Here is a 22,112-nt window from a genome sequence, read left to right on the forward strand (position 1 = left end):
TTTAGGATAAACTAGTATCCAAGTAATAAAATTACGATTACTTAAGGGGACTTTCTATGATTAAAAACAATACTAACTATTTCAAACGCAATTTATGGTCCGGCATCTTGTTTGGACTTGGCCTCGTTGCCTTTATAGATGAAACAATCTTTCACCAGCTATTAAACTGGCATCACTTTTATGATAAATCCACAACGAAAATCGGCTTAATATCTGACGGTTTATTCCATGCTTTTAGCTGGTTTGCAACCATCGCTAGCTTATTTTGGTTTGCAGATTTGCGCCGGCGTAAGGAATTAATGATTAGTAAATGGTGGGGTGGCGTTTTATTAGGTGGTGGGGCATTTCAATTATATGACGGGATTATCCAGCACAAACTGATGCGCATCCATCAAATTAGATATGTAGACAACGTGATCATTTATGATCTAGTTTGGAACATTATTGCCCTTCTCATGATAGTAGTTGGTCTATTCATGATAAAAAAAAGAGGTGATAAACATGCATGAACATAACCAGCATGAAATCGTTAGTATCCTTTCACCATTCATTTTACTTTTGCCTTTTATAACTGGGCTGATTATTTACTTTCTAGCAATCATCATATCTCACAAAAAACAAAGACCCTGGCCGATCTATCGGACATTATATTGGATGATTGGTATTAGTTTTGCCATGATTGCAGTTGTCGGTCCATTAGCTGAACGTTCTCATGTCGATTTTTCCGCTCACATGCTGACCCACTTATTCCTTGGAATGTTTGCTCCTTTACTGATGGTTCTAGCAGCACCGATGACACTGATTCTCCGAGCACTATCTATTCAACATGCCAAGCTGCTAACTGATTGGTTAAAAAGTAGGTTTATTCGATTCATCTCTGATCCTGCGATTGCTTCAATTCTTAATATTGGTGGATTATGGCTTTTATATACCACCAACCTATATGCAGCAATGCATGAGAGCTTAATATGGAATGTAATCATCCATCTTCACATATTTTTAGCCGGTTACCTATTTACCTTGTCGATGATCTATATTGAACCGACCCCACACCGTAAGAGTTATCTCTATCGTTCTATTATGATAGTACTCGCTTTAGCGGGTCATGGTATACTAGCTAAATATCTTTATGCAAACCCTCCCGTTACGGTATCCATCCATGAAGGAGAAATAGGAAGTATAATTATGTATTACGGAGGAGATCTAGTCGATATGATGATCATGATTATCCTTTGTTGGCAATGGTATAAAGAAACCCGCCCACGTATATCTGCAAAGGTGGGAGATCTACATACATAATAAAGCAAGCCGACTAAAGGTATGTGTTAACCTCGAGTCAGCTTGCTGTTTTTTGTAAACTACGCCATTTCTTCTTGTACTTTTTCTTCTTTCTCTACTTGTTTTTTGGATTTCCATAGTTGACCAATTTCTTCTAGTGTTTTGTTCTTTGTTTCTGGAACGATTGTCATCACAAAGATGAAGCAGATAACGTTGATAATAGCGAACATCCAGAAAGTGAACGAACTACCCATGTTGTTAATGAGTACTGGTGTAAATTGACCAATTGCCCAGTTTGCTCCCCATAAGAAGATGGTTGCGATCCCTACTGCTTTTGCACGTAAATGATTCGGGAAAATTTCTGGAATCATAATCCACGGAATAGGTCCCATCGACACACAGAAGGATGCGGTGAAACCTGCAATTAAGATAATTAATAAGACGCCTGAACTTGCTGGTTCAAAGTAGAAGACACTTCCAATTAAGAGCATGAAAATTGCCATTAAACTAGAGCCAATTGCCATCAATTTCTTTCTGCCAAGCTTATCTATTAAAAAGATCGCTAGTATTGTAAAGACAACTTGCACACTACCAATAATGCTTGTCGCTAAAAACTCTGTATTGTTTTCAAAACCGACACTACGGAAAATATCCGGACCATAGTAAGTTACTGCATTCATACCGATTACCTGGTTAAATAGTGCAAGGAAAATACCGACACCCATTGCCATTCTTAATCCAGGTTTTACAAGTTCTTTTACAGAACTGCTTTGTTCCACTTCAATGGAAGCTTTGATCTCTTTTGCTTCTTTCTTGGCAACTTCATCACCATTAATTCGTTTTAAAATATGAAATGCTTCTTTGTCTTTTCCTTTTTGAATAAGATATCTTGGACTCTCTGGAATAAAGAATAATAGGAATAAGAAAATAATTCCTGGAATTGTTCCATATCCTAACATCCAGCGCCAGCCTAGTTCTAATCCCCATTCATGTGTACCACTATTTGCTACAAAGTAATTAATGTAGAATGTGGCACAAATACCGAAGATCGTGAATAACTGATACAATGAGCCTAATCGTCCACGAATTGCTGGTGGAGCACATTCACTGATGTAGGTAACCGATAAAGCGGATGCGAAACCGATTCCAAGACCACCTAAAATTCGAGCTAGAACTAATGTTGTTACATCTATCGCAAAAGCTGAACCTAATGCTGAGATGATGAAAAAGATAGCAGACATCATCAATAACTTCTTACGTCCCCAACGGTCACTTAAAAATCCGGACAATGCAACCCCTGTGACACCACCAACCATGACACATGAGATAACCCAACCTTCCATCGCTGGACTTAAATTATATATTTCCTGCAAATATCCGATTGCACCGGAAATAACAGCGGTATCAAAACCGTATAAAAGACCTGCCATACCAGCAGATGCTGCAATTAAAATAACATACCAAAGTGAATGTTTCTTTTCCATGATAAATCCCCCATTATGATAAATTTGATATCGTTTTCTTTTTAGCTAAGTTAGAACCTTTTTTGATCCGCTTTCATTGTGGAATAAAGGTTTATAACTTTAAGATATTTTTAATTTATCATGTATACACTTTCATGGGAGCGTCATCATCTTCACTTTTTTGTCATTTGCTAGATTATTTTGTTATACGGGGTGGAAATTTAGGCTGATGGTAAATCCATTTCTCTTCACACCAATAAAATAAATATCCATAGAAGATTCGGAATCTGTTTTATACAAGTAGAAGCTGACAACTAAGCCAGCTTCTTCACTATTTAATCTTCATTTGAATAATTATCATATGCGTCTTGATTAATTTCAACATATCTATCGACACCGAGAGATTCTAAACCTGCTACATACTCATCCCAGTCATCTTCTAAACTTAATTCTCCTGTAATAAATCGAACAGCGCTTTGCTCAACATTATCCAAAATATTTGTTTCTAAAGTTGAGTATTCGTCTTGCACTTCTTCAGGATACCATGCTGCCCAAAATGGGAATTTCTCTTCTGGTTCTTTGCCTTCATATAAATAAGTTGCTTCTTGAAGGCGTCTTTCAAATCCTTCATCTGTATAGATATCTTCTGCTTGTACTTGACCGTCACGGAATTCTCCTGGTTGATAATATTGAGCTGCCGCTGACCAATTATTGTTTGTTGGTTCCTCAGGGTGCAACAACTTTAAGTTCGGTTCAAGTTCTTCATTGATTGCTACATCGCCTTCTTCAGGTTGAACCCAATCTTCTCCCTCTACCCCGATGTGGGCACGAATCATGCCATCGATAGTAAACATATAATCTAATAGTTTAATAGCTTTAATCTGAACCTCTTCACTCGCTTTATTAGTAATCGCAAAAGTGCCACCATTTGTCACTGGATAATTATATGTTGCATATTGATGGTTTGGACCTTGCAATGGTTCAATTGCATCAAAGGCAGGGTGATTCTCATTATCGATAAACTCCCATGGATGCTGAGCGGCGGCAGCACCTAAAATGAGAGCATCAGCATTATTACCTAACTGAATAAAAGCATCCCGGTTTTGAGTGAAAGCTCCTGGGTCAATCAATCCTTCTTCATATAATGAGCGAATATATTCTAGTCCTTCTTTCCACTCAGGTTTATTTGCGGCAAAACTAACTTCTCCATCATTTACTAATAATCTAGTTTGTGCATCATCATATATAAAGCCATTCATCAATATAGGAATTACTGAGTGATTAGGCGATGCTGCAGAACCACTTAGAGGAATTTCATCCTGCTCACCATTTCCATTAGGATCTTGTTCTTTAAATGCTGTTAATACTTCTATTAATTCTTCATGTGTTTTAGGTGCTTCTAAACCTAATTCATTTAGCCACTCTGTGTTTAACCACAATTTATTTGGCCAAGTACAATGAAAACACTCTTCTAAACCAGGCATACTATAAATATTTCCATCTGGTGAAGTTGCAATTTTTCTAAAATCTTCACGTTCTTCTAACACTTTAGATATATTTGGTGCGTGCTCTTCTATTAGATCATTTAGAGGAATCAAAGCACCTTGTTCTCCATATTTTAAAACTTCACTAGGTGAAAATTTATCTACCCAATCCACTAAAAAGAAAACTTCCGGATAATCCCCACTTGCTAAAGAAATTTGTCTTTTCTCCTTTGCTGCTGTAGAATCATAACCCGTTTTTTGAAGATCAAATTTGATATCAAATTCTTCTTCAGCAAATTTTGTAAATGAGTTTGTTTCCAACTCTTGCTCACCATTTTCCGCAATAAATACCGACATGTTCGTTGCACCATCAGAATTTTCTTCCTCACTTGTTTCCTCATCAGAATTACAAGCCACTAACACTAACATTAGTGATAGAAAAATTAACCAAGTATGATAGCCCTTCCATTTCATTCTAATTTCCTCCCTTATAGTTAGATAAAAAATAATATTAAAACAAAAAACCTACTCTTTCACCACCTCCTTAAATAACTAAACTGCTTATCATCCTTTAACTGAACCGAGTAACATCCCTTTAACGAAGTACTTCTGTGCAAAAGGATAAATAATCAAGACTGGAATACTTGAGACAACAATTAATGAGTACTGCATTAAATTTGCCAATTGCTGTCTTTTTTGTTGCTCAGCAATGTCTTGATTGGCTCCAGATTCAGATTGGGTGATCAATATTTCCCTTAATTCTAGCTGTAAAGGGAATAGTTCTTCTGTTCTTAAAAAGATCATCGCATCAAAATAACTGTTCCATTGAAATACAGCATACATTAGAGCCAGTACTGCTATAATCGGCTTCGATAAAGGTAATACTACGTGCCATAGGAACCGTATACTACTACAACCATCCATTTCACTTGCTTCCACTAACTCTTCTGGGATACTTGTATAGAAAAAGGTTCTTGCAATAATAATTTGCCAAACTGCCATCGCCTTCGGTATAAGAATTGCCCACGGAGTATCTAACATCCCTAATTGCTGGACAACTAAATATTCTGGAATTAATCCACCATAAAAAAGCATTGTAATTAATATAAAGATCATAAAGAAGGTCTTTCCGTAAAAGTTTTTTCTAGAAAGTGGATAAGCAAAAATTACTGTTAAGAACACCGCAATTAATGTATAACCAATCGTATAAAGTATAGAATTTCGAAACCCTCTAATAACATCTGAATTATTAAAAACTTCAATATATCCCTCTAGTGAAAAATCGACTGGCCATAACCAGACCTGCCCAGAAGTTACAGCTTCCGGACTACTAATTGAAGCGCTCACAATATAAACCAGTGGATAGAGTATTACGATCATTAATATACTTAGAAAAATATAAATTAACGTTAAAAATACTCGATCATTAGAGGATTCTTTAATTGTTCCATTTTTACTGCTCATAGTGTTCTACTCCTTTCTACCATAATCCATTACCTGAAACTTTCTTTGCAATTGCATTGACGATAATCAATAAAATTAAATTAATAATGGAGTTAAACAATCCTACAGCTGTAGCAAAACTAAAATCAGCATTGATAATACCCATTTTGTAAACATAAGTTTGTAAAATCTCTGAAGTTCCCAGATTTAAAGGATTTTGTAATAAATATACTTTTTCAAATCCTATCGCCATTAAATTACCTACACTTAAAATTAAAATGATTACGATAGTTGGCATAATTGCCGGTATATCCACATTCCAAATTTTTTGCAACCTGGTAGCTCCGTCAATTTTAGCTGCCTCATATTGCTGTTTATCTACCCCGGCAAGCGCAGCCAAATAGATAATAGCTGAATATCCGGTAATTTGCCATGCATCGGACCAAACAAAGATGTCTCGAAACATGCTCGCTTGACCAAGAAAATTTACTGCGTCAAGTCCTATAGCTTCCAATAATGTATTTACTATTCCACTTCTTGGTGAGAGTATCAAGATAATCATCGAAACAATAACGACTGTAGAGATAAAGTACGGTGCATATGTAAACATTTGTACAGATCGTTTAAAAATACCATCTCTTATTTCATTCAAGGCTAATGCCAATAGTATTGGAAGTGGAAAGGTTACTGCTAACTGATAAAGACTTAGAAACAATGTGTTTTTTATCAGATCCCACGCAACCGGGTTGTTAAAAAAATTCTCAAAATGCTTCCATCCTACCCAAGGACTCTCTATGATACCTTGGACTACATTATAATCTTTAAATGCAATAACTGCTCCCAACATAGGTACGTATTTAAAAATAATGAAATACAACACGGGCAATATCATAAGAATATATAATTGCCAATGCCTCTGAAAACTTCTTTTAGCGAGATGCCATTGTGTTACTTTCTTTATTTCTTTAGATTGATCAAGTGATTGATCCATTTCAGCTTTACCCCCTTCTGAAAAATTTTCTAAATAGGAAACGCTTACAAAGAATTTATCATGATTTTATAAACCAGCAAACAGACAACTGAATTTAAAGGGTACAATGCCGATTATTTAGCATTTTAACTAAATAGTACATATTCAGACGCGGGGTACATACGGCGCGAAACTACTAAAAAACGCGCTACATACTACTGTTCAAGTAGGATTATTTTCAATAGCCATCTATCCTGTATAATTATGAAATAAAGAGCCCTAAAGAAAAAGATACTGGGACATAACCATTTTTCTTAACTTCAAACACGAACGGCTATATGTATTGTTACGCAATAACAGGATACTACGTAGTAATTTTGAGTTAATAACAATGCTTACCAATCGCTACGGCTTGTCCGCTTCCCTTTCCACGGGTTTTTCTCCTCAGCTAACTTTGATAAGTAAAGATCACTTACCAAAGTGGATCTTCGGATAAAAACATCCCGTAGAAGTGGAAGTGGACGCTTTCGCTAATTTGATATTCTACAACGCTAGCACGAGGAAGCTGATTGGTATTTCTATCATTTGAAAAATTCGTTGATTGGAGTAACAGTTCAAATACTAACTGTCACAAGCATTGTAGAACATGTCTTATAGCGGAGGCCGTCCCCGCGGAAAGCGAAGCAATCGGACGGAGCGATATGTAAACACAATACTCATTTCAAAATTAACACAAAGTTTATTGCGTAGTATCTTCCTAATACGCATAGAAATCCAAACGATTCAAAAGTCTATTCGAATCGTTTGGATTTTTCTTATTATAAAATTCTTTTGTCCAAGCCTCTTTCGCTTTATTTATTCAATTGTTTTTCTAAATTGATTAGGTGTCATATTATGAATACGTTTAAAAGCTCTTCTAAATGAATGAGCACTATTATAACCTACCATTTCTGCAATATCATTGATTGTTTTCGATGAATTAGTCAGCAGTGTCATCGCTTCTTCCATTCTTACTTTTTCTAAATATTCATATAGATATTCTCCCGTTTCTTCTTTAAATATTTGTGAGATGTATTTTTCAGGCCGGGAAAGATGCTCAGCGATCATATAAATCGTTAATTCCGCATTAGAATAATGTTGTAATATATAATCTTTAATCGTTCTTACAATCGAGTGGTTGGTTTCTTTCCGATTTTTAGCAACAAAGGCACAGTATAATTGAAGAACTTCTAGTAATCTTATTTCAATTTCATCCATACCTTGTTCAATCGTTATGGCTCTCAACTTTCGTCTTATTACTTCACCCGTGTTATCATTACGAAAAATATATTGATCTAATGCTTTATAAAACGTTCCTTTTAATTCATAAATAAATTGTTCACGCATATCAACCGATAAACTTCTCTTTTCATTATTTTCATCTAAAAGTTCATGAATAATTTCTTCAGCTTCTATAAGTTCTCCTTCCTTCAAGCTTTTTAAAAGCCGAAATTCATATTCCAATGGATAATGAAAGACCGCTGTCTCCTTCATTACATTATCGTACCAGTACATTCCTTTCTTATCATCAGAAAAATCCGCGAAATCTATTGCTTGTTTTGCCTCATTATACGATCGACTTATACCAGATAACGAATGAAATGGGTGACCAAGACCGATCTTTAATAAAACTCGATACTCCTCTTGTAACAAACTCTGCAAAGATGTGAACATATTTTCTATTTTTTCCTTAAATACTTTTCCTACCTCCTGTTCCAAAAAAATATATACTAATTTATCCGAATGGATATTTGTTACATAAAACTTATCACATATTTTCATTGATTCCTGTTGGATTACAATGCGGATTGCATTTAACTCCTGATAAATTTCACTGCTTGACATATCTTCATAGCCTTCTACTTTTATTATGGCAACATAACCATGACTACTAGACAAGTTTACATTTGCTTGTTTAGCAAATTCATGGAGATTAGTAGTTCTTTCTGTAATCTCACCAGATAACAACTGTTTAAGAAAAGCATCCTTGATCAGCGGTTTTTGCTCTGTTAATTGCATTTGCAAATCTGTATTCGTAGAAATTAATTTTGATATATTGCCATGTAAAAAATCATAATCATTTTTAGAATCTGGCTCTGCATATTCTTTTAATGTTTTGATTACATTGTTGATTGGACGACTATTTCTATAAGCAAAAAATAGTGCTATAACTAGACCAATAACAAAAGTAATACCCGTGACTGTCCAAGTAATATACTTAATTGGAGCTGCTTCTTGGATTAACGTTTTTTGCGGAATACCGGCGACATATAACCAATCATTTTTTTCTGATTTCTCCGTTATCAATAATGTCTGGTTATCCACATATAAGGGACCTTCCTTATTTATAACTTTTTCTTTAAGTGAATCAATTTCTGTCTTATCAATGCCATTAGAAGTGATGAGTTGATGATTTTCATCTAAAATAAATGCCCAACCATTAAACTGTTTCTCTACCTCTTTAATCAAATTATTTAGCCTTTGATTTTCTACGGGAATAATAATGGAACCTTTATGATTTGACACATCATTCATTGGTAAGGGCTGAATATACGTAATAACATTGGTAGATGTCTCACCTTGCATATAGGGTTTACTAGGAATAATTTGTCTCTTATTATTCAGTATCATTTCTTCCCAATCGGACAGACTCATATCTGCATAATAGTTTTTTTTATAAAAATGATAAGGCCGATAATAAACAGACCCTGGTATAATAATTAAATCAGAATTTTTTGAATGAATATAGAAATTCTCTACAAATTCATTCGTAGTAGCATATGGAGAAATTTTATTATCCAATTGTCTGAGAAGAGAAACAATATTGTTTTTCTCAGAAGCATTTTTATTAAGTATACTATTTAAATCCCTGTCTAACGACAACTGTAAAACAAAGCGATCCACTTCATCTAAGTTTTGTTCGAGTATCTTTTTACTTTGCTTTAAGACCTGTTTACTATTAATAATGGAGTATTTTTCAGCTGTATCTATAGAAACTTGATAGGATATAAAACCAGTCACCATCGGAATAATTAAAATGATAAGGTAAGAAATTAAAAACCTTCTGAAAATTTTGGAGGATGCGAGACGTTCCATTATGGTACCTCCTCAAAGAAATTAAAATTAGGAAAGACATGGACTTTGTATATTTTATTAAATAACCGTTTTCATTAATTTATTTTTATTAGAATTTATTTTTTATAGCTACAGTAAAATATTTTATATTTTTATTCAGCTCACTATTATATTATAAGAATAGTTGTTTAAGTTTGGTATAAGAAGTTTCAACTAAATTTGTAAATATAATCAAAACAAGGAAGCGCTTTCAATAAATGGGTAAGAAAATGGATTTTCAAGAAGTTACAATTATTAGACTAAACGATAAATTTCAATTGCCTTGATATCGTTACAATTGAAATTTATCGATTGATATTTATTTAGTTCCTTACAACTACTAGAATTGAATGGTTAGTTGTTCTCCATTATATTTTTCTCTTTTTGTACAAAGTTCTCTCTTTTTGGTATCATCGCCATCAATAATCGTTATTACGAATTCCACCGAAGTTTTCATACCCGAAAAAGTGCCTTGGCGATCCTGTATTACTAGACGATTGTTTTGATCGTACCAATGAAGCGGTATCGTAGCATAGTCTCCTTTTTCATAATTGTAAGTATCTCCCTCATCATCATACAACAAAAAGCTTCCATCTCCCCCTTTATATATGTGTATTTCTAAAGGGGCGTTCATTTCCTCAGAAGTATACTGAATAGCAGGTCCAATTGGAACTATAGACCCAGCTCGTACATACAGTGGCATGGTTTCAAGATCAGCATCTGCTTCAATGGTTTGACCACCCGGGAAGCGTTGTTTTGTCCAAAAATTATACCAATCAGTACCAGCCGGGAGATAGACCGATCGCTTTTTAGGGACCCATTTCAATTCTACAGAACCACTTTCATAATACATCGGATCTGTTACAGGGTTAACTAGAAATGATGGGCCGAACATATATTGGTCTTTTACATCATAAGTGTTCGGATCATTTCTAAAATCAAAAGCTAATGCACGCATCATTGTATAATCTTCGTGCGTGACCCAACCACCAACTGAATAAATATAAGGCATGAGACGATACCTGAGTTTAATATATTTTACCAACGTATCGTAGAATGGCGTACCCGGTTCACCAAATCGCCATACCTCCCTTGGCGTATCTGCACCATGAGAGCGGAACATCGGTAAAAATACCCCATATTGCAACCATCGAACATACAGCTCACGATAGCCTAAATCTTCACATCCCTCTTGGTAGTCACCATTCCAAAACCACTGCTCTCGGTTCGCTACAAAAAAAGCACCAATGTCCAATGTCCAGTAAGGTATACCAGTGACACACATATTTAAGCCATCTGCAATTTGATTACGCATCTTCTCCCAATTAGCAGAAATGTCTCCAGACCAGGTAATGGCACTGTACTTTTGTTGTCCAGCATAGGAGGATCGTGTCAAATTAACTACACGCTTACTTTCAGTGGTCTGTCGTTGATTTTCATACAGTCCTTTAGAATGAAGAAGCGAATAAGCATTAATATATCCCGGATCTATATATTTTTTAGCTTCTTGAGTATTGATGAAAAAGCGTTCTTCCGGCTCAGGTTTAACTTCTCCAACCCAATCCGCTTCAAATGGTTCTGTACAATCACACCACCAGGCATCTGTACCATGTGAAAATATTCCTTCATTTGCTTGCTTCCAATACAGATCACGTGCTTCTTCATTGAACGCATCATAGTTTGCCTGGTTCCCCAGCAAATAACCTTTTTGTTTCATTTCCACATGGTTTGGACCTTCATTATTCATAATCGGCCAAATGGAGACCATTAATTTAGCATTTAGCTTGTGAATTTCCTCCATCATTTCGGTTGGATTTGGAAATCGTTCTGGATCGAAGGATTTTTGACCCCAAAGATCTCCAGTCCAGGATCGCCAATCCAGCACTATCATATCTAGAGGAATCCCTCGTTTCCGATATTCCTTGATGATCGATATTAACTCCTGTTGCGTTTTATACCGTTCCTTCGATTGTACATAACCAAATGCCCATTTTGGTAAAAGAGGTGCTTTGCCCGTTAGATACCGATAGCTTTTTACAATCTGATCAAATTCGGGCCCATAAACGAAATAATAATCCATGTCACTATCCACATCTGTCCAAATATAGGAACCATGTATGTCATCATGGAATGTCATCGTCGAATAACTGTCGACGATGACTCCATATCCATTTGTGGAGACCAATACAGGTACAACAGCTTTCATATTTTGCTGATACAAGTATTGATGGGTTCCCCTTAGGTTGAGCACCCCTTCTTCATGTGAACCTAATCCATAAAGTGCTTCACCAATGGCCCATTCGAATTCAAGTTTGGTGTGATAAGCGATTCGATCTACCACATGTTTGGTGGCAACCGCTTTAGCACGAGCGCCATCTGCATTTTGCGAATTTTCTATCTTTGTATTAGCATCATAAATAGGTTTATGGACTTCGGTTGGCACCAGTGTTTTACCACCCCGATTCGGCTCCTTTGTTAAAACATTTCCAGAAGCATCCATATAAGTAAAGGCTGCGGTTGTTTTATTTATATGAATGCGTACCTTCCTTGTGGAGAATATAATACTACTATCTTTTTCCTCTACCATGAACTCCACGTCTTTTTGAGTATTTGGCTCCACAAAGAGGCTTTTCTTTTTACTGAATTGGTTCTCTAGCGTATAACGTATACGAACGATAGACTCCGTGTAGGGAATTATTTTCATTAAACCCGAACTGACTTCAAGGAGCAAATGATCTTTCTCTTGCATATATCTTTCTACTTCCACTAAGTTTACCTGCCTTTGTGATTTAATATACTATTTATTTTTCTTGTTATAGAATTCTTTATTGTTTCACGTTCATTTTGCTAAGAAAATACGGATAATGTTTATTCCAACGTAAAGGAGGCTAGATTAGCCCGACCATTTCCTGTGTAGGTAACATACAATGCTTGAATGCCATCGGGAATCTCGATGTCAGATGAATATTCTGTCCATACATTGGTAAACTTAACCGGCAATGTTGCTAATGCAGGTCCATCCCAAGAAGTTTTTATTTCAAAAGCACCATTACAATATCCTCTCACTTTGACTTTCACCTTTGTTATACCCTGGCAGTCAAAGTATTTAAAGCCAGCTGTTGCAGACTCAGTCATATTGGCAATATACCCTATTTCTTCATCTCCATCTTTTCCATCCTGTGTAATTTTAGGAAATTGAGTGTCCATCCAAAGATCACCTGTATACATTGCCTCGTCATCGCAAAAGAGATTGCATGCTATGTATGCAGGATACTCTCCACGTCCTATAAGCGACTTGTCATTAGCACCACATGATGTCATCTCTACCTGAGGAATCGTACCATCTGCTAGAATTTTGATTGGTTCGATACATCCTTGACGACTGAAATTGGAGCCATTGGTATGACGATGATAAAAAATATACCACTTATTCTCGATCTCAATTATGCTGCCATGATTATTCCCTCCATAGTACATAGGCTTGGTCGCAGGTTTATAAGAATCAATATGCATGTCGTTATTACTTACAATAACTCCTCCGTATTCAAAACCTTTTGTTGGATGTTTGCTAGTGGCGTAACACAGCTCATGCATGACAATAGAAGAATAGATTAGATAATAAGTATCTCCTATCTTCCTCATGGAAGGCGCCTCAAAAAACTCATGACCTTCAAAGCTACTCCCTTTACTAAATGGTTCACTCGGTGTAATGGTTACCGTCTCTTCCATAATGGTGAGCATGTCTGCTTCCAATACTGTCGCCATCGTACCACTTCTTGATGTATCACCAATAGCACAAAAGCCAGTGTAAAGATATGTTTTATCTCCTTCAGTCAAAACACCAGGATCAAATTGCGGCTCGTCCCCATCTCTTTCTCCTAAACGACCGCCATCTTTATCCTGAACATAACCATAAAATTCATATTTCCCAGCAGGAGTATCACATACTGCCACAGATACTACAGGGACTTTATCCAGTACATAGTACAAATAATACCGTCCGTCGGGACCTACCGTAACATCTGGAGCGTAAAGGCACATATTTGCTTCCTTATTCAACGGATCGTCGGTTTTTTTGTATATTACTCCTTCATAACGCCAGTCTGCTAAGTCATTTACGGGTGCGGACCAACATACATAATCATTTAAACAATAAGCATGCCCATTAAAACGGTCATGTGATCCATAAATATAGACTCTATCATTGAAAACATATGGTTCTGCATCTGGTATATACTCCCACGATGGTAGATATGGATTTACTGCTTGCTTTTTCAGTGTCTGCATCTTAATTCCCCTTTTCTATCTATTTTTTAGGTAACCCTTTAATTCATTATTATTCTTTGTTGAATACTATCGGATAGGTGTGGCCTGCCGTTGTTTCAAACTCTGTTCTTTGATTATTCAATAAGACGACACATTTTTCTCCTTCCAGGGAATGAATAACAGCTTCTTTTAATTCACCCTTATCCCAAGATAAGTCAACTTCGAACCCACCTCTTGCTTTTAGACCACTGACTTTCCCTGTTGTCCATTCATTAGGTAAGGCTGGCAGTAGGTGTAACTTACCGGTATGACTTTGAACCAACAATTCTGCGATACCTGCTGTGCCGCCAAAATTCCCATCGATTTGGAACGGTGGATGATTATCAAATAAGTTTGGTAGAGTAGAAGACTTAAGCAATTCAAGAATATGCTGATAAGCCAGTTCCCCCTCTTCTAAACGAGCCCACATGTTAATAATCCAGGCACGACTCCATCCAGTATGGCCTCCACCAGACTGTAGCCTCCTTTCTAGTGTTACTTTTGCTGCTTTAACTAGGTTCGGTGTAGTGCTTGGTGATATTTGTTTTCCTGGGTATAAGGCAAACAAGTGTGAAATATGACGGTGACCTGGTTCTTCTTCATCATAATCTTCTAGCCATTCTTGAATTTGACCATGTTTACCAATTTTCGGTTTTGGTAATTTCTCTCTTAATTCAAGTAATTGATGTCGAAACGCTTGATCCACCTCTAAAATTTCACTAGCTTCTATACAGCTTGTAAAAAGAGCAAATATAATTTGGCTATCCATTGACGGTCCTTCACACAATGTTCCTTTTTCACCATTTGGTAAAATGTACGTATTCTCTGGTGAAACAGATGGAGTTGTTATTAACAGGCCGTCTTCATTTTCGACTAAAAAATCAACAAAAAATAAAGCTGCTTCTTTTAAAGTATCATATGAGTTTTCCAAAAATTCCTCATTACGTGTAAATTCAAAATGCTCCCACAAGTGTAAACATAACCATGCCGCACCCATTGGCCAAATCGTCGCTGGCATATAGATGTCTTGTGGTGCAGTATCTCCCCATATATCAGTATTATGATGGGCTGTAAAGCCCCGACATCCATACATGCTTTTCGCAGTATTTTTGCCATTTTTCTTTATTTTTTCTATATGTTTAAAAAGTGCCTCATGGCATTCAGATAAATTACAGATCTCTGCTGGCCAGTAATTCATCTGAGCATTGATATTGATAGTAAATTTACTATCCCAAGGAGGCAGCATTTTCTCATTCCAAATTCCCTGCAATGTAGCTGGTAGCGAATTAGCTCGACTAGAAGAAATGAGTAAATAACGTCCAAATTGAAAGTACGTACTGATTAATGATAAATCCTCTTTACCTTCTTTCACTAACTCTAAACGTTGATCAGTCGCCAAATCAGAATTCTCTCCGTTATCGTCACCTAAATTCAACGTTACTCTATTAAATAATTTCTGATAATCTTCTATATGATTTTGCAGTAACTCTTGATAGGTCTTTGCTGAGGCTTTCTCAATCGTTTTTAAACATTGCTGCTCAGGATCCTCATAACGGTATGATGTAGCAGCTGAGAGAATCAATGTTACCGCATCTGCATTTTCAACAATTAAATGATTTCCAAGCGTTTTGACTGAACCATTTTCTGCTGTTGCCTTTATTGCACTGCGGAATACAATACCACCCTTACCACCCGTTTCTCCTCTCATGATCAACGAATTATCTGATATTGGTCCAAGTTCATCGTAGTTTCTTGCGTTTCCACGATCGAGCAGAGTTCGAAAAGAGATGGAGTTTAATTCAGAGGCTGTGAAACGAATCACCATCACTTGGTCTGGATAGCTCGTGAATGTTTCGCGGTTAAACGTGACATCGCCTATAGTATATTGCACCTTCGTAACCGCATTATCCAAATCTAACTCTCTAGAGTAATTAGATGTCGCTGTTTCCTTGTGTTCTATATTTATTAAAAGATCACCTAGCGGTTCATAATGGCGTTGTGTTTCTGGTGTTCCTGTAAAAGTCAGTGCTGCCAAATCCTCTGCTTCTTTTAATCTTCCATCAGCTAATAACTTTCTAATTTGAGGTAAGTGCGCTAGTGCATCTGGATTATTTCGATCTCTTGGTCCCCCGTACCAAACAGAATCCTCATTTAATTGCACTCGTTCCTGATGAATACCACCAAAAATCATTCCACCTAATCGTCCATTTCCTACTGGTAAAGCTTCGTTCCATTCTTTTGCTGGTTGTTTATACCAAATTCGTTTGTTTGCTTTCAGCATGAGGCATCTCCTTTCCACATTTATAGGTAAAATCTTTTGAATATCTTGTGTTTGTTGCCAAGAAGGGAATGCAATAATCATATAATCCACTGAATTTTTGATGACGCTTTTCCCCATCGCCTGATGATACGGAAAAAGGTTCAATTTTATTGCATCTCACCGTCAAGTTAAATTTGGCAAACATGCTTACACACTTTCTAAAATAAGGAGGCAAATTGTAAAACTATTAAAATACCTATTACCTTTCATTCCACTCTGCATTACCACTTTGCCAGGTCTTATTATGAATAGGTTGAAGAATATCTAGAACTCCCGCTAAAACATCCTCATCTATTGGTTCTTCCGTCCATTTTATATTTTTCGTGATGTTTTTTACACTTGCTGTGCTGACTAATGTGGTCGGAATCGATTCATTCCTAGTTGAATACTGAATCGCTAATTTAGCAAGATCGTATCCATGTGATTCACAATACTCGGCTGCTTTCAAGCATAACTTCTGTATTTCCTTATCGGCTGGATGCCAGTTAGCAACGTCACGCGAATTTAACAAGCCCATAGACAATGGCGAAGCATTTACTAATCCTACCTGTCTTTTTTCTAATAAAGGTAGTAGCGATAGAAGAGAAGTATCATTTAGAGAATAATGACAATAGGAAAGAATAACATCTAAATCTATCCTCTTTAGTACTTTTTCAAAAATAATAAGCGGCAAACCAGATACACCCAGAAAACGAATTTTTCCTTGTTTTTTTAATTCTTCTAAAGCAGGAATACCTTCCTCAATTACTTGGTCATATGAACCAAACTCTATATCATGTAAATATAAGATATCTACATAATCCGTCCCTAGCCTTTGTAAACTCTCATCTAAACTTTTAGCAATTGTCTTCTTAGAGAAGTCAAAATCATCTACACCAAATCTGCCAGCCTTTGTAGAAAGGATATATTTGTCACGAGGAATATTAGCTAATGCCTTGCCTAAAACCGTTTCGGCTTTTGTTAAACCATAATATGGTGAAACGTCAATTAAATTTATACCTTGATCAATGGCTGCATGTACAGTTTTAATGCCTTCCGTTTCATTGATTTCCCTAAAAACAGACCCTAATGATGATGCTCCATAGCTAAGTACTGAAACATCTAATCCGGTTTGTCCTAGTTTCCTATATTTCAACTTGATTCCTCCTCTTTAACGATTTAATTTGTAAAAATCGATTGCGTTTTGACCAAAAATCAATTCCTTATCCACTTTGGTAACTTCTTGAGGGAGAGCGTCATTCAATAATCGGTAAACCTGATTATAGCCAGCTGCTAATAAACAGACAGGCCAATCACTACCATACATAATGCGATGATTTCCAAATACCTCTACAATATGATGCACATAAGGTACCATATCCTTAGTATTCCAGTTATCATGATTTGCTTCGGTAACCATTCCAGATAGTTTACAATAAATATTTGAGTAACTGGCGATTTCAGCCATTTGTGTTTTCCAGGGTTCTAACTTCCCCTTTTCAATATCCGGTTTAGCAATATGATCGATCACTCCTCTTACCTTCACATGCTTTAATAATTCACAGACGGCTGGAAGTTGATTAGAAGTAACTAAAAAATCTACCGGGAGATCTATCTTTTCAAAATATGAGAAGGCATCCAAGAATTTATCACTTAAAATGATATTCTCATCGGGCATATCTTGAATCATAAGGCGAATTCCAACAAACTTAGGATGTTTTCGAAAAGTCTCTAGTTGCTCCTTATAGGAGGGATGGTCAATATCAATCCAGCCAACTACACCAATTACCGATGTTGCCTGGTCACTTAGGGAGAGAATAAATTCAGTTTCCTCAATCGTCGGAGCGGCTTGCACAATAATTGTTTTGTCTATTCCTGACTTCTTTAGATGTTCAACTAAATCCTTTTCGAGAAAATCACGATATAGTGTAGGAATATCGGGAGTAATCCAACCATAATCATCTCTGCTTATCTTCCAATAATGCTGATGTGCATCAATTCGCATCTCTTCACCACCTTAGCTCTTTTTCAATTAAATGAATTTCAAAATGCTTAATGGATGATTATATCTCAATCATCCCTTTCACAACACCACTCTCTGGTTTTAACCAATTTTTAAATTTATTCGGAAGATCATCAAATGTCGAGCGGTGCGTGATAAAACTCTTTTCATCAATGAAACCACTTTCAATAGATTCCATCACAAAATTAAAATCTTCTTTAGTAGCATTTCTACTCGCCATTAATGTTAGTTCCTTAGAATGGAATAATGGATCAGAAAAAGTAATATCCGATTTAACTAACCCTACATATACTAATTTCCCTCCATTTGCTGGATATCGAAAAGCATCCATCATGGATTTACTGTTTCCAGTTGCATCATAAACAATGTTTGGCATATCTCCATTCGTAATGTTCATAAGTTGCTCAACTGGTCCGTTTAATACATTTATAGAATAGTCTAAATTTGCCCACTGTTTCGAAAAAGCTAATCGTTCGTCGTTCATATCCATCGCAATTACTTTAGCACCCTTTTGCTTAGCAGCCTGCATAACTCCTAACCCAATCGGTCCTGCACCAATCACAAGAGTAACGTCATCTTTTTGCAAATTAGACCGCCTCACCGCATGGGCTCCAATACTTAATGGCTCTAAGATAGCACTTTGATCCAACGTTAATGCATTTGTTTTAATTAGATGATCACAGGGAACAGAGATTTGTTCAGTCATACCCCCATCAAAGTGGACCCCCATGACTCGCATATGTGTACAACAATTTGTTAACCCTTGTTTACAGGCAATACATTTTCCACATTCCATATACGGGATAACGGAAACTTGATCACCTTGCTTTAAGCCATAAGGATTATTTCCTATGGATTCAATAACCCCTGCAAGCTCATGCCCTAATATTCGGGGATACTCAAAAAAAGGTTGATTTCCTGTAAACGCATGCAAATCTGTCCCACATACTCCTATTCGTTTTATGTTAACAAGAGCAGTATCCTTTTCTAATTGTGGTCTCTCCTGATTAATCAGCTTAAATACTCTAGGTTCTTCACAGACTATAGCCTTCAATTATATGCCTCCTATAGTGTTCTTCCTGAAATAAATATACTGTATAAATAGATTAACAAAAATAAATTGAAATAAAAATTGCTTTTATTGCTTTATTTATACTGTTTTTTGATATAACCTACTAATAGGTGATATTTATGAAAACCCTTAAAAAAAATGCTGATTCCTTATTTCCTTTTTCTTTTGTTTATAAAGGAAGTAAGGAACCCCAAAATGAATTACCAACCCATATGCATGATTTTCATGAGATTATTTATGTTCACAAAGGTACAGGAACATTTTTTATTAACAACACGCTTTATGACATGAATCAAGGGGATGTATTCTTTGTCCCTAACGACACTATTCATCATGCTGTACCCAATCAAGATGATTTAGTTACTTCATCTGTCGTTTTTTTTAGCCCTGCATTAATTCAAACAATACCGATTGATGAAAACTTTTCATATACATTTATTGTTGAAAAGATTAAGAAACACAAACACTATAAAATATTTCTTTCAGAAGAGGAACAAGAGATTTTTGAACAATTTCTCAATGATATAGAAAAGGAATTACGGGAAAAACAAATGGGTTCTATTCATGCTGCTATTTTAATTACCCATCAAATATTACTCTATTTATCTCGTTTAAGCATAAAGCAAATAGATAAAACATTTAGGGAAGAAAACCTTAATCGCTTTTGGATGAACGAAATTTTTGCGTTTATTGACCGTAACCTGCAAGGTAATATATCCTTAAGCTTATTAGCTGAGAAAGCACATGTTAGCCCAGCTCATTTCAGTAGAGTTTTTAAAGAAGTAACTGGTATTGGAATTACTGTGTATGTAAACAAAAAAAGAACCTATAAAGCTAAAGAGCTATTGTGGAAAACTGACTATCCTGTTTCTCATATTGCTGAGCTAAGTGGGTTTGACAGTACACCGCATTTTTATCGAACTTTCAAAAAATATATAGGGACTACTCCTTCAAGTTATCGAAAAAACAAAAAATACATGTTGAAATCGACCGATGAATAAGATAAGGTATCATGTTTTTTTCCGATTGAACTCGAACCTACGACCCCGCTAAAGATTATGTTCTCAGAAAAAAGCTATCCTCCGACCGCTGTTAAGAATATTGCTTACGATATTCACTCGGGCTCAGTCCGGTCTCTTTCTTAAATACTCGACTAAAATAATTAGGATCCTTATATCCAACCGTTAAAGCAATTTCTTTTAATGATACTCGCTCATCTAATAATAAGTCTTTTGCCTTTGTCAGCCTGGTTTGTGTCACATACTCAACAAAAGTAATTTGAAAATGCTCTTTAAACAATTTACTGAAGTAATAAGAGCTTAACCCCACTGTCTCAGCTACTTCTTCCAATGTTATATTTCTTTGATAATGGGCTTCAATATATTCCTTTGCCTGCATCAACAGACCTTGAACTCCAGTTGAACGCCATTCACTTATCTGCATCATTACTCTTTTCAAGTGAACCTTAGCAGCTTCCCTGATCTGTGTCCCTGTTTCAAACTGATCAAAGCTCATTTGGATATTCTGATCCAGACCTAGCTCTTTCATCATTCTTGTTAAGATAATAAAAAAGTTTTCGATTGTCTTTTGGATGATTTGGACCTGATAACTTGCATTCTGTTGTACCGATTGGAAATAGCGGTCAAATAACAACGTTCCCTGCTGAGTATCTCCTTTTTTAATGGCTTCTAGTAAGTCTTTCTCTTCCTCAAAATGGATCCGTTCTTTTCTTTTTTCAGCCATTTGGTCTGTATAGACTTGATATTTAGCGCCAGAGTGGGTTTGCACTTGCTCTAAAGCATATAGTGCTTCTTGATAGGACCTGGAAAAGTCCTGTAAATCAGTAATTACTGCTCCTACCCCAACACAGAGCTGACAGTCACGTAATTCACGCTGTATATCCTGTATGACATCTCTGGCAAACTGATCCATTCGATAATCACCATACTTTACGAAAACTGGAACTTGATAACCTGTCAGCGGTCCTACAAAAACATCATAAGGTAACCTTGCTAATCCGTCTTTTAATGTGCGATACCAGTTGCTTTTCTGTTCACGGTCAGGTCTAAGCATCTCTGACTGAAAAGAAAATACCGCGGCAAAGCCTTTTGTATTCTCGACATCTAGCCATTTCGTCCAATCTTCGGCGTTGAACTCATGGACATGATCCATCATTAACGTTAAGATAAATTCCATCTCTACCAATGCACTTGCTTGTTCTAATCGTTCATTTAGCTCATTTTTTTCAGATAGCTCCGCAACCATCCGATCGAAAGCTTCTAATACTTCTGATACTTTACTCGGCTTTAACAGGTATTCTTTTATGCCAAATTTCATCGATCGTTTAGCATATTGAAACGTATCAAATGCAGATACCATGATACATTTTGTTTCCGGTATTGTCTGAAGAATTTGTTCAATGGCTACCAAACCATCAAATTCTGGCATTTTAATGTCCATAAAAATAATATCAGGTCGATGTGTTGTGGCAAGCTCAACTGCTTCTTTGCCGTTTTTTGCTTCTGCAATGATTTCAGCATTTGATCTGTTTCGTTCTAAAATCATCCGGATTCCTTCTCGTTCAATTGCCTCATCATCTACAAGCATTACTTTTATCATTTT

The 22,112-nt window shown here is 36.2% G+C and carries 15 protein-coding genes; 3 read left to right on the forward strand and 12 right to left on the reverse strand.

From position 1 onward, the window contains the following. Positions 1 to 56: 56 nt before the first annotated feature. Positions 57 to 509, forward strand: coding sequence for a DUF2243 domain-containing protein (locus D569_RS0109505; RefSeq protein WP_018932185.1), 453 nt, complete (start codon positions 57 to 59; stop codon positions 507 to 509). After that, positions 502 to 1,299: a cytochrome c oxidase assembly protein gene (locus D569_RS0109510; RefSeq protein ID WP_018932186.1), complete on the forward strand. Its 798-nt coding sequence runs from the start codon at positions 502 to 504 to the stop codon at positions 1,297 to 1,299. The genes D569_RS0109505 and D569_RS0109510 overlap by 8 nt, the downstream gene beginning before the upstream one ends. Positions 1,300 to 1,358: 59 nt before the next feature. Here the strand turns inward: D569_RS0109510 and D569_RS22755 are convergent, their stop codons facing one another. From D569_RS22755 to D569_RS0109565, 11 genes are all read right to left on the reverse strand, one after another. Continuing rightward, positions 1,359 to 2,762 (reverse strand): sugar porter family MFS transporter, encoded by a 1,404-nt coding sequence (locus D569_RS22755; protein WP_018932187.1) that lies wholly within the window; start codon positions 2,760 to 2,762, stop codon positions 1,359 to 1,361. Between the two features lie 314 nt (positions 2,763 to 3,076). Continuing rightward, entirely contained in the window at positions 3,077 to 4,699 is a 1,623-nt protein-coding gene (locus tag D569_RS0109520; RefSeq protein ID WP_018932188.1) for an extracellular solute-binding protein, read from the reverse strand. 90 nt (positions 4,700 to 4,789) lie between these two features. Beyond that, a complete protein-coding gene (locus D569_RS0109525) occupies positions 4,790 to 5,689 on the reverse strand; it encodes a carbohydrate ABC transporter permease (RefSeq protein ID WP_018932189.1) in 900 nt (299 codons plus the stop codon). Positions 5,690 to 5,705: 16 nt separating this feature from the next. After that, positions 5,706 to 6,659, reverse strand: coding sequence for an ABC transporter permease (locus tag D569_RS0109530; protein ID WP_018932190.1), 954 nt, complete (start codon positions 6,657 to 6,659; stop codon positions 5,706 to 5,708). A gap of 834 nt (positions 6,660 to 7,493) precedes the next feature. Continuing rightward, a complete protein-coding gene (locus D569_RS0109535; RefSeq protein WP_018932191.1) occupies positions 7,494 to 9,773 on the reverse strand; it encodes a helix-turn-helix domain-containing protein in 2,280 nt (759 codons plus the stop codon). A gap of 358 nt (positions 9,774 to 10,131) precedes the next feature. After that, positions 10,132 to 12,558, reverse strand: coding sequence for a glycoside hydrolase family 31 protein (locus tag D569_RS0109540; RefSeq protein WP_026287279.1), 2,427 nt, complete (start codon positions 12,556 to 12,558; stop codon positions 10,132 to 10,134). 101 nt (positions 12,559 to 12,659) lie between these two features. Then, on the reverse strand, positions 12,660 to 14,078 hold the full coding sequence (locus tag D569_RS0109545; protein ID WP_018932193.1) for a family 43 glycosylhydrolase: 1,419 nt from the start codon (positions 14,076 to 14,078) through the stop codon (positions 12,660 to 12,662). A 49-nt stretch (positions 14,079 to 14,127) separates the two neighbouring features. After that, positions 14,128 to 16,377, reverse strand: a complete 2,250-nt coding sequence (locus D569_RS0109550; protein WP_018932194.1) for a glycoside hydrolase family 95 protein — start codon at positions 16,375 to 16,377, stop codon at positions 14,128 to 14,130. A 238-nt stretch (positions 16,378 to 16,615) separates the two neighbouring features. Beyond that, a complete protein-coding gene (locus D569_RS0109555) occupies positions 16,616 to 17,551 on the reverse strand; it encodes an aldo/keto reductase (protein WP_018932195.1) in 936 nt (311 codons plus the stop codon). A 15-nt stretch (positions 17,552 to 17,566) separates the two neighbouring features. Further along, the gene (locus D569_RS0109560) at positions 17,567 to 18,400 is read right to left on the reverse strand and encodes an amidohydrolase family protein (protein ID WP_018932196.1); all 834 of its coding nucleotides are present in this window, start codon (positions 18,398 to 18,400) and stop codon (positions 17,567 to 17,569) included. A gap of 58 nt (positions 18,401 to 18,458) precedes the next feature. Next, positions 18,459 to 19,472, reverse strand: a complete 1,014-nt coding sequence (locus tag D569_RS0109565) for a zinc-binding alcohol dehydrogenase family protein (RefSeq protein WP_018932197.1) — start codon at positions 19,470 to 19,472, stop codon at positions 18,459 to 18,461. Between the two features lie 137 nt (positions 19,473 to 19,609). Between D569_RS0109565 and D569_RS0109570 the strand changes: the two genes are divergently transcribed. Beyond that, positions 19,610 to 20,491 (forward strand): helix-turn-helix transcriptional regulator, encoded by an 882-nt coding sequence (locus D569_RS0109570; protein WP_018932198.1) that lies wholly within the window; start codon positions 19,610 to 19,612, stop codon positions 20,489 to 20,491. A gap of 91 nt (positions 20,492 to 20,582) precedes the next feature. On the opposite strand, the gene D569_RS0109575 is transcribed toward D569_RS0109570, so the two are convergent. Beyond that, the gene (locus D569_RS0109575; RefSeq protein WP_018932199.1) at positions 20,583 to 22,109 is read right to left on the reverse strand and encodes a response regulator transcription factor; all 1,527 of its coding nucleotides are present in this window, start codon (positions 22,107 to 22,109) and stop codon (positions 20,583 to 20,585) included. Between the last annotated feature and the right edge of the window lie 3 nt (positions 22,110 to 22,112).

Source organism: Gracilibacillus lacisalsi DSM 19029, from assembly GCF_000377765.1.
GTDB lineage: Bacteria > Bacillota > Bacilli > Bacillales > Amphibacillaceae > Gracilibacillus > Gracilibacillus lacisalsi.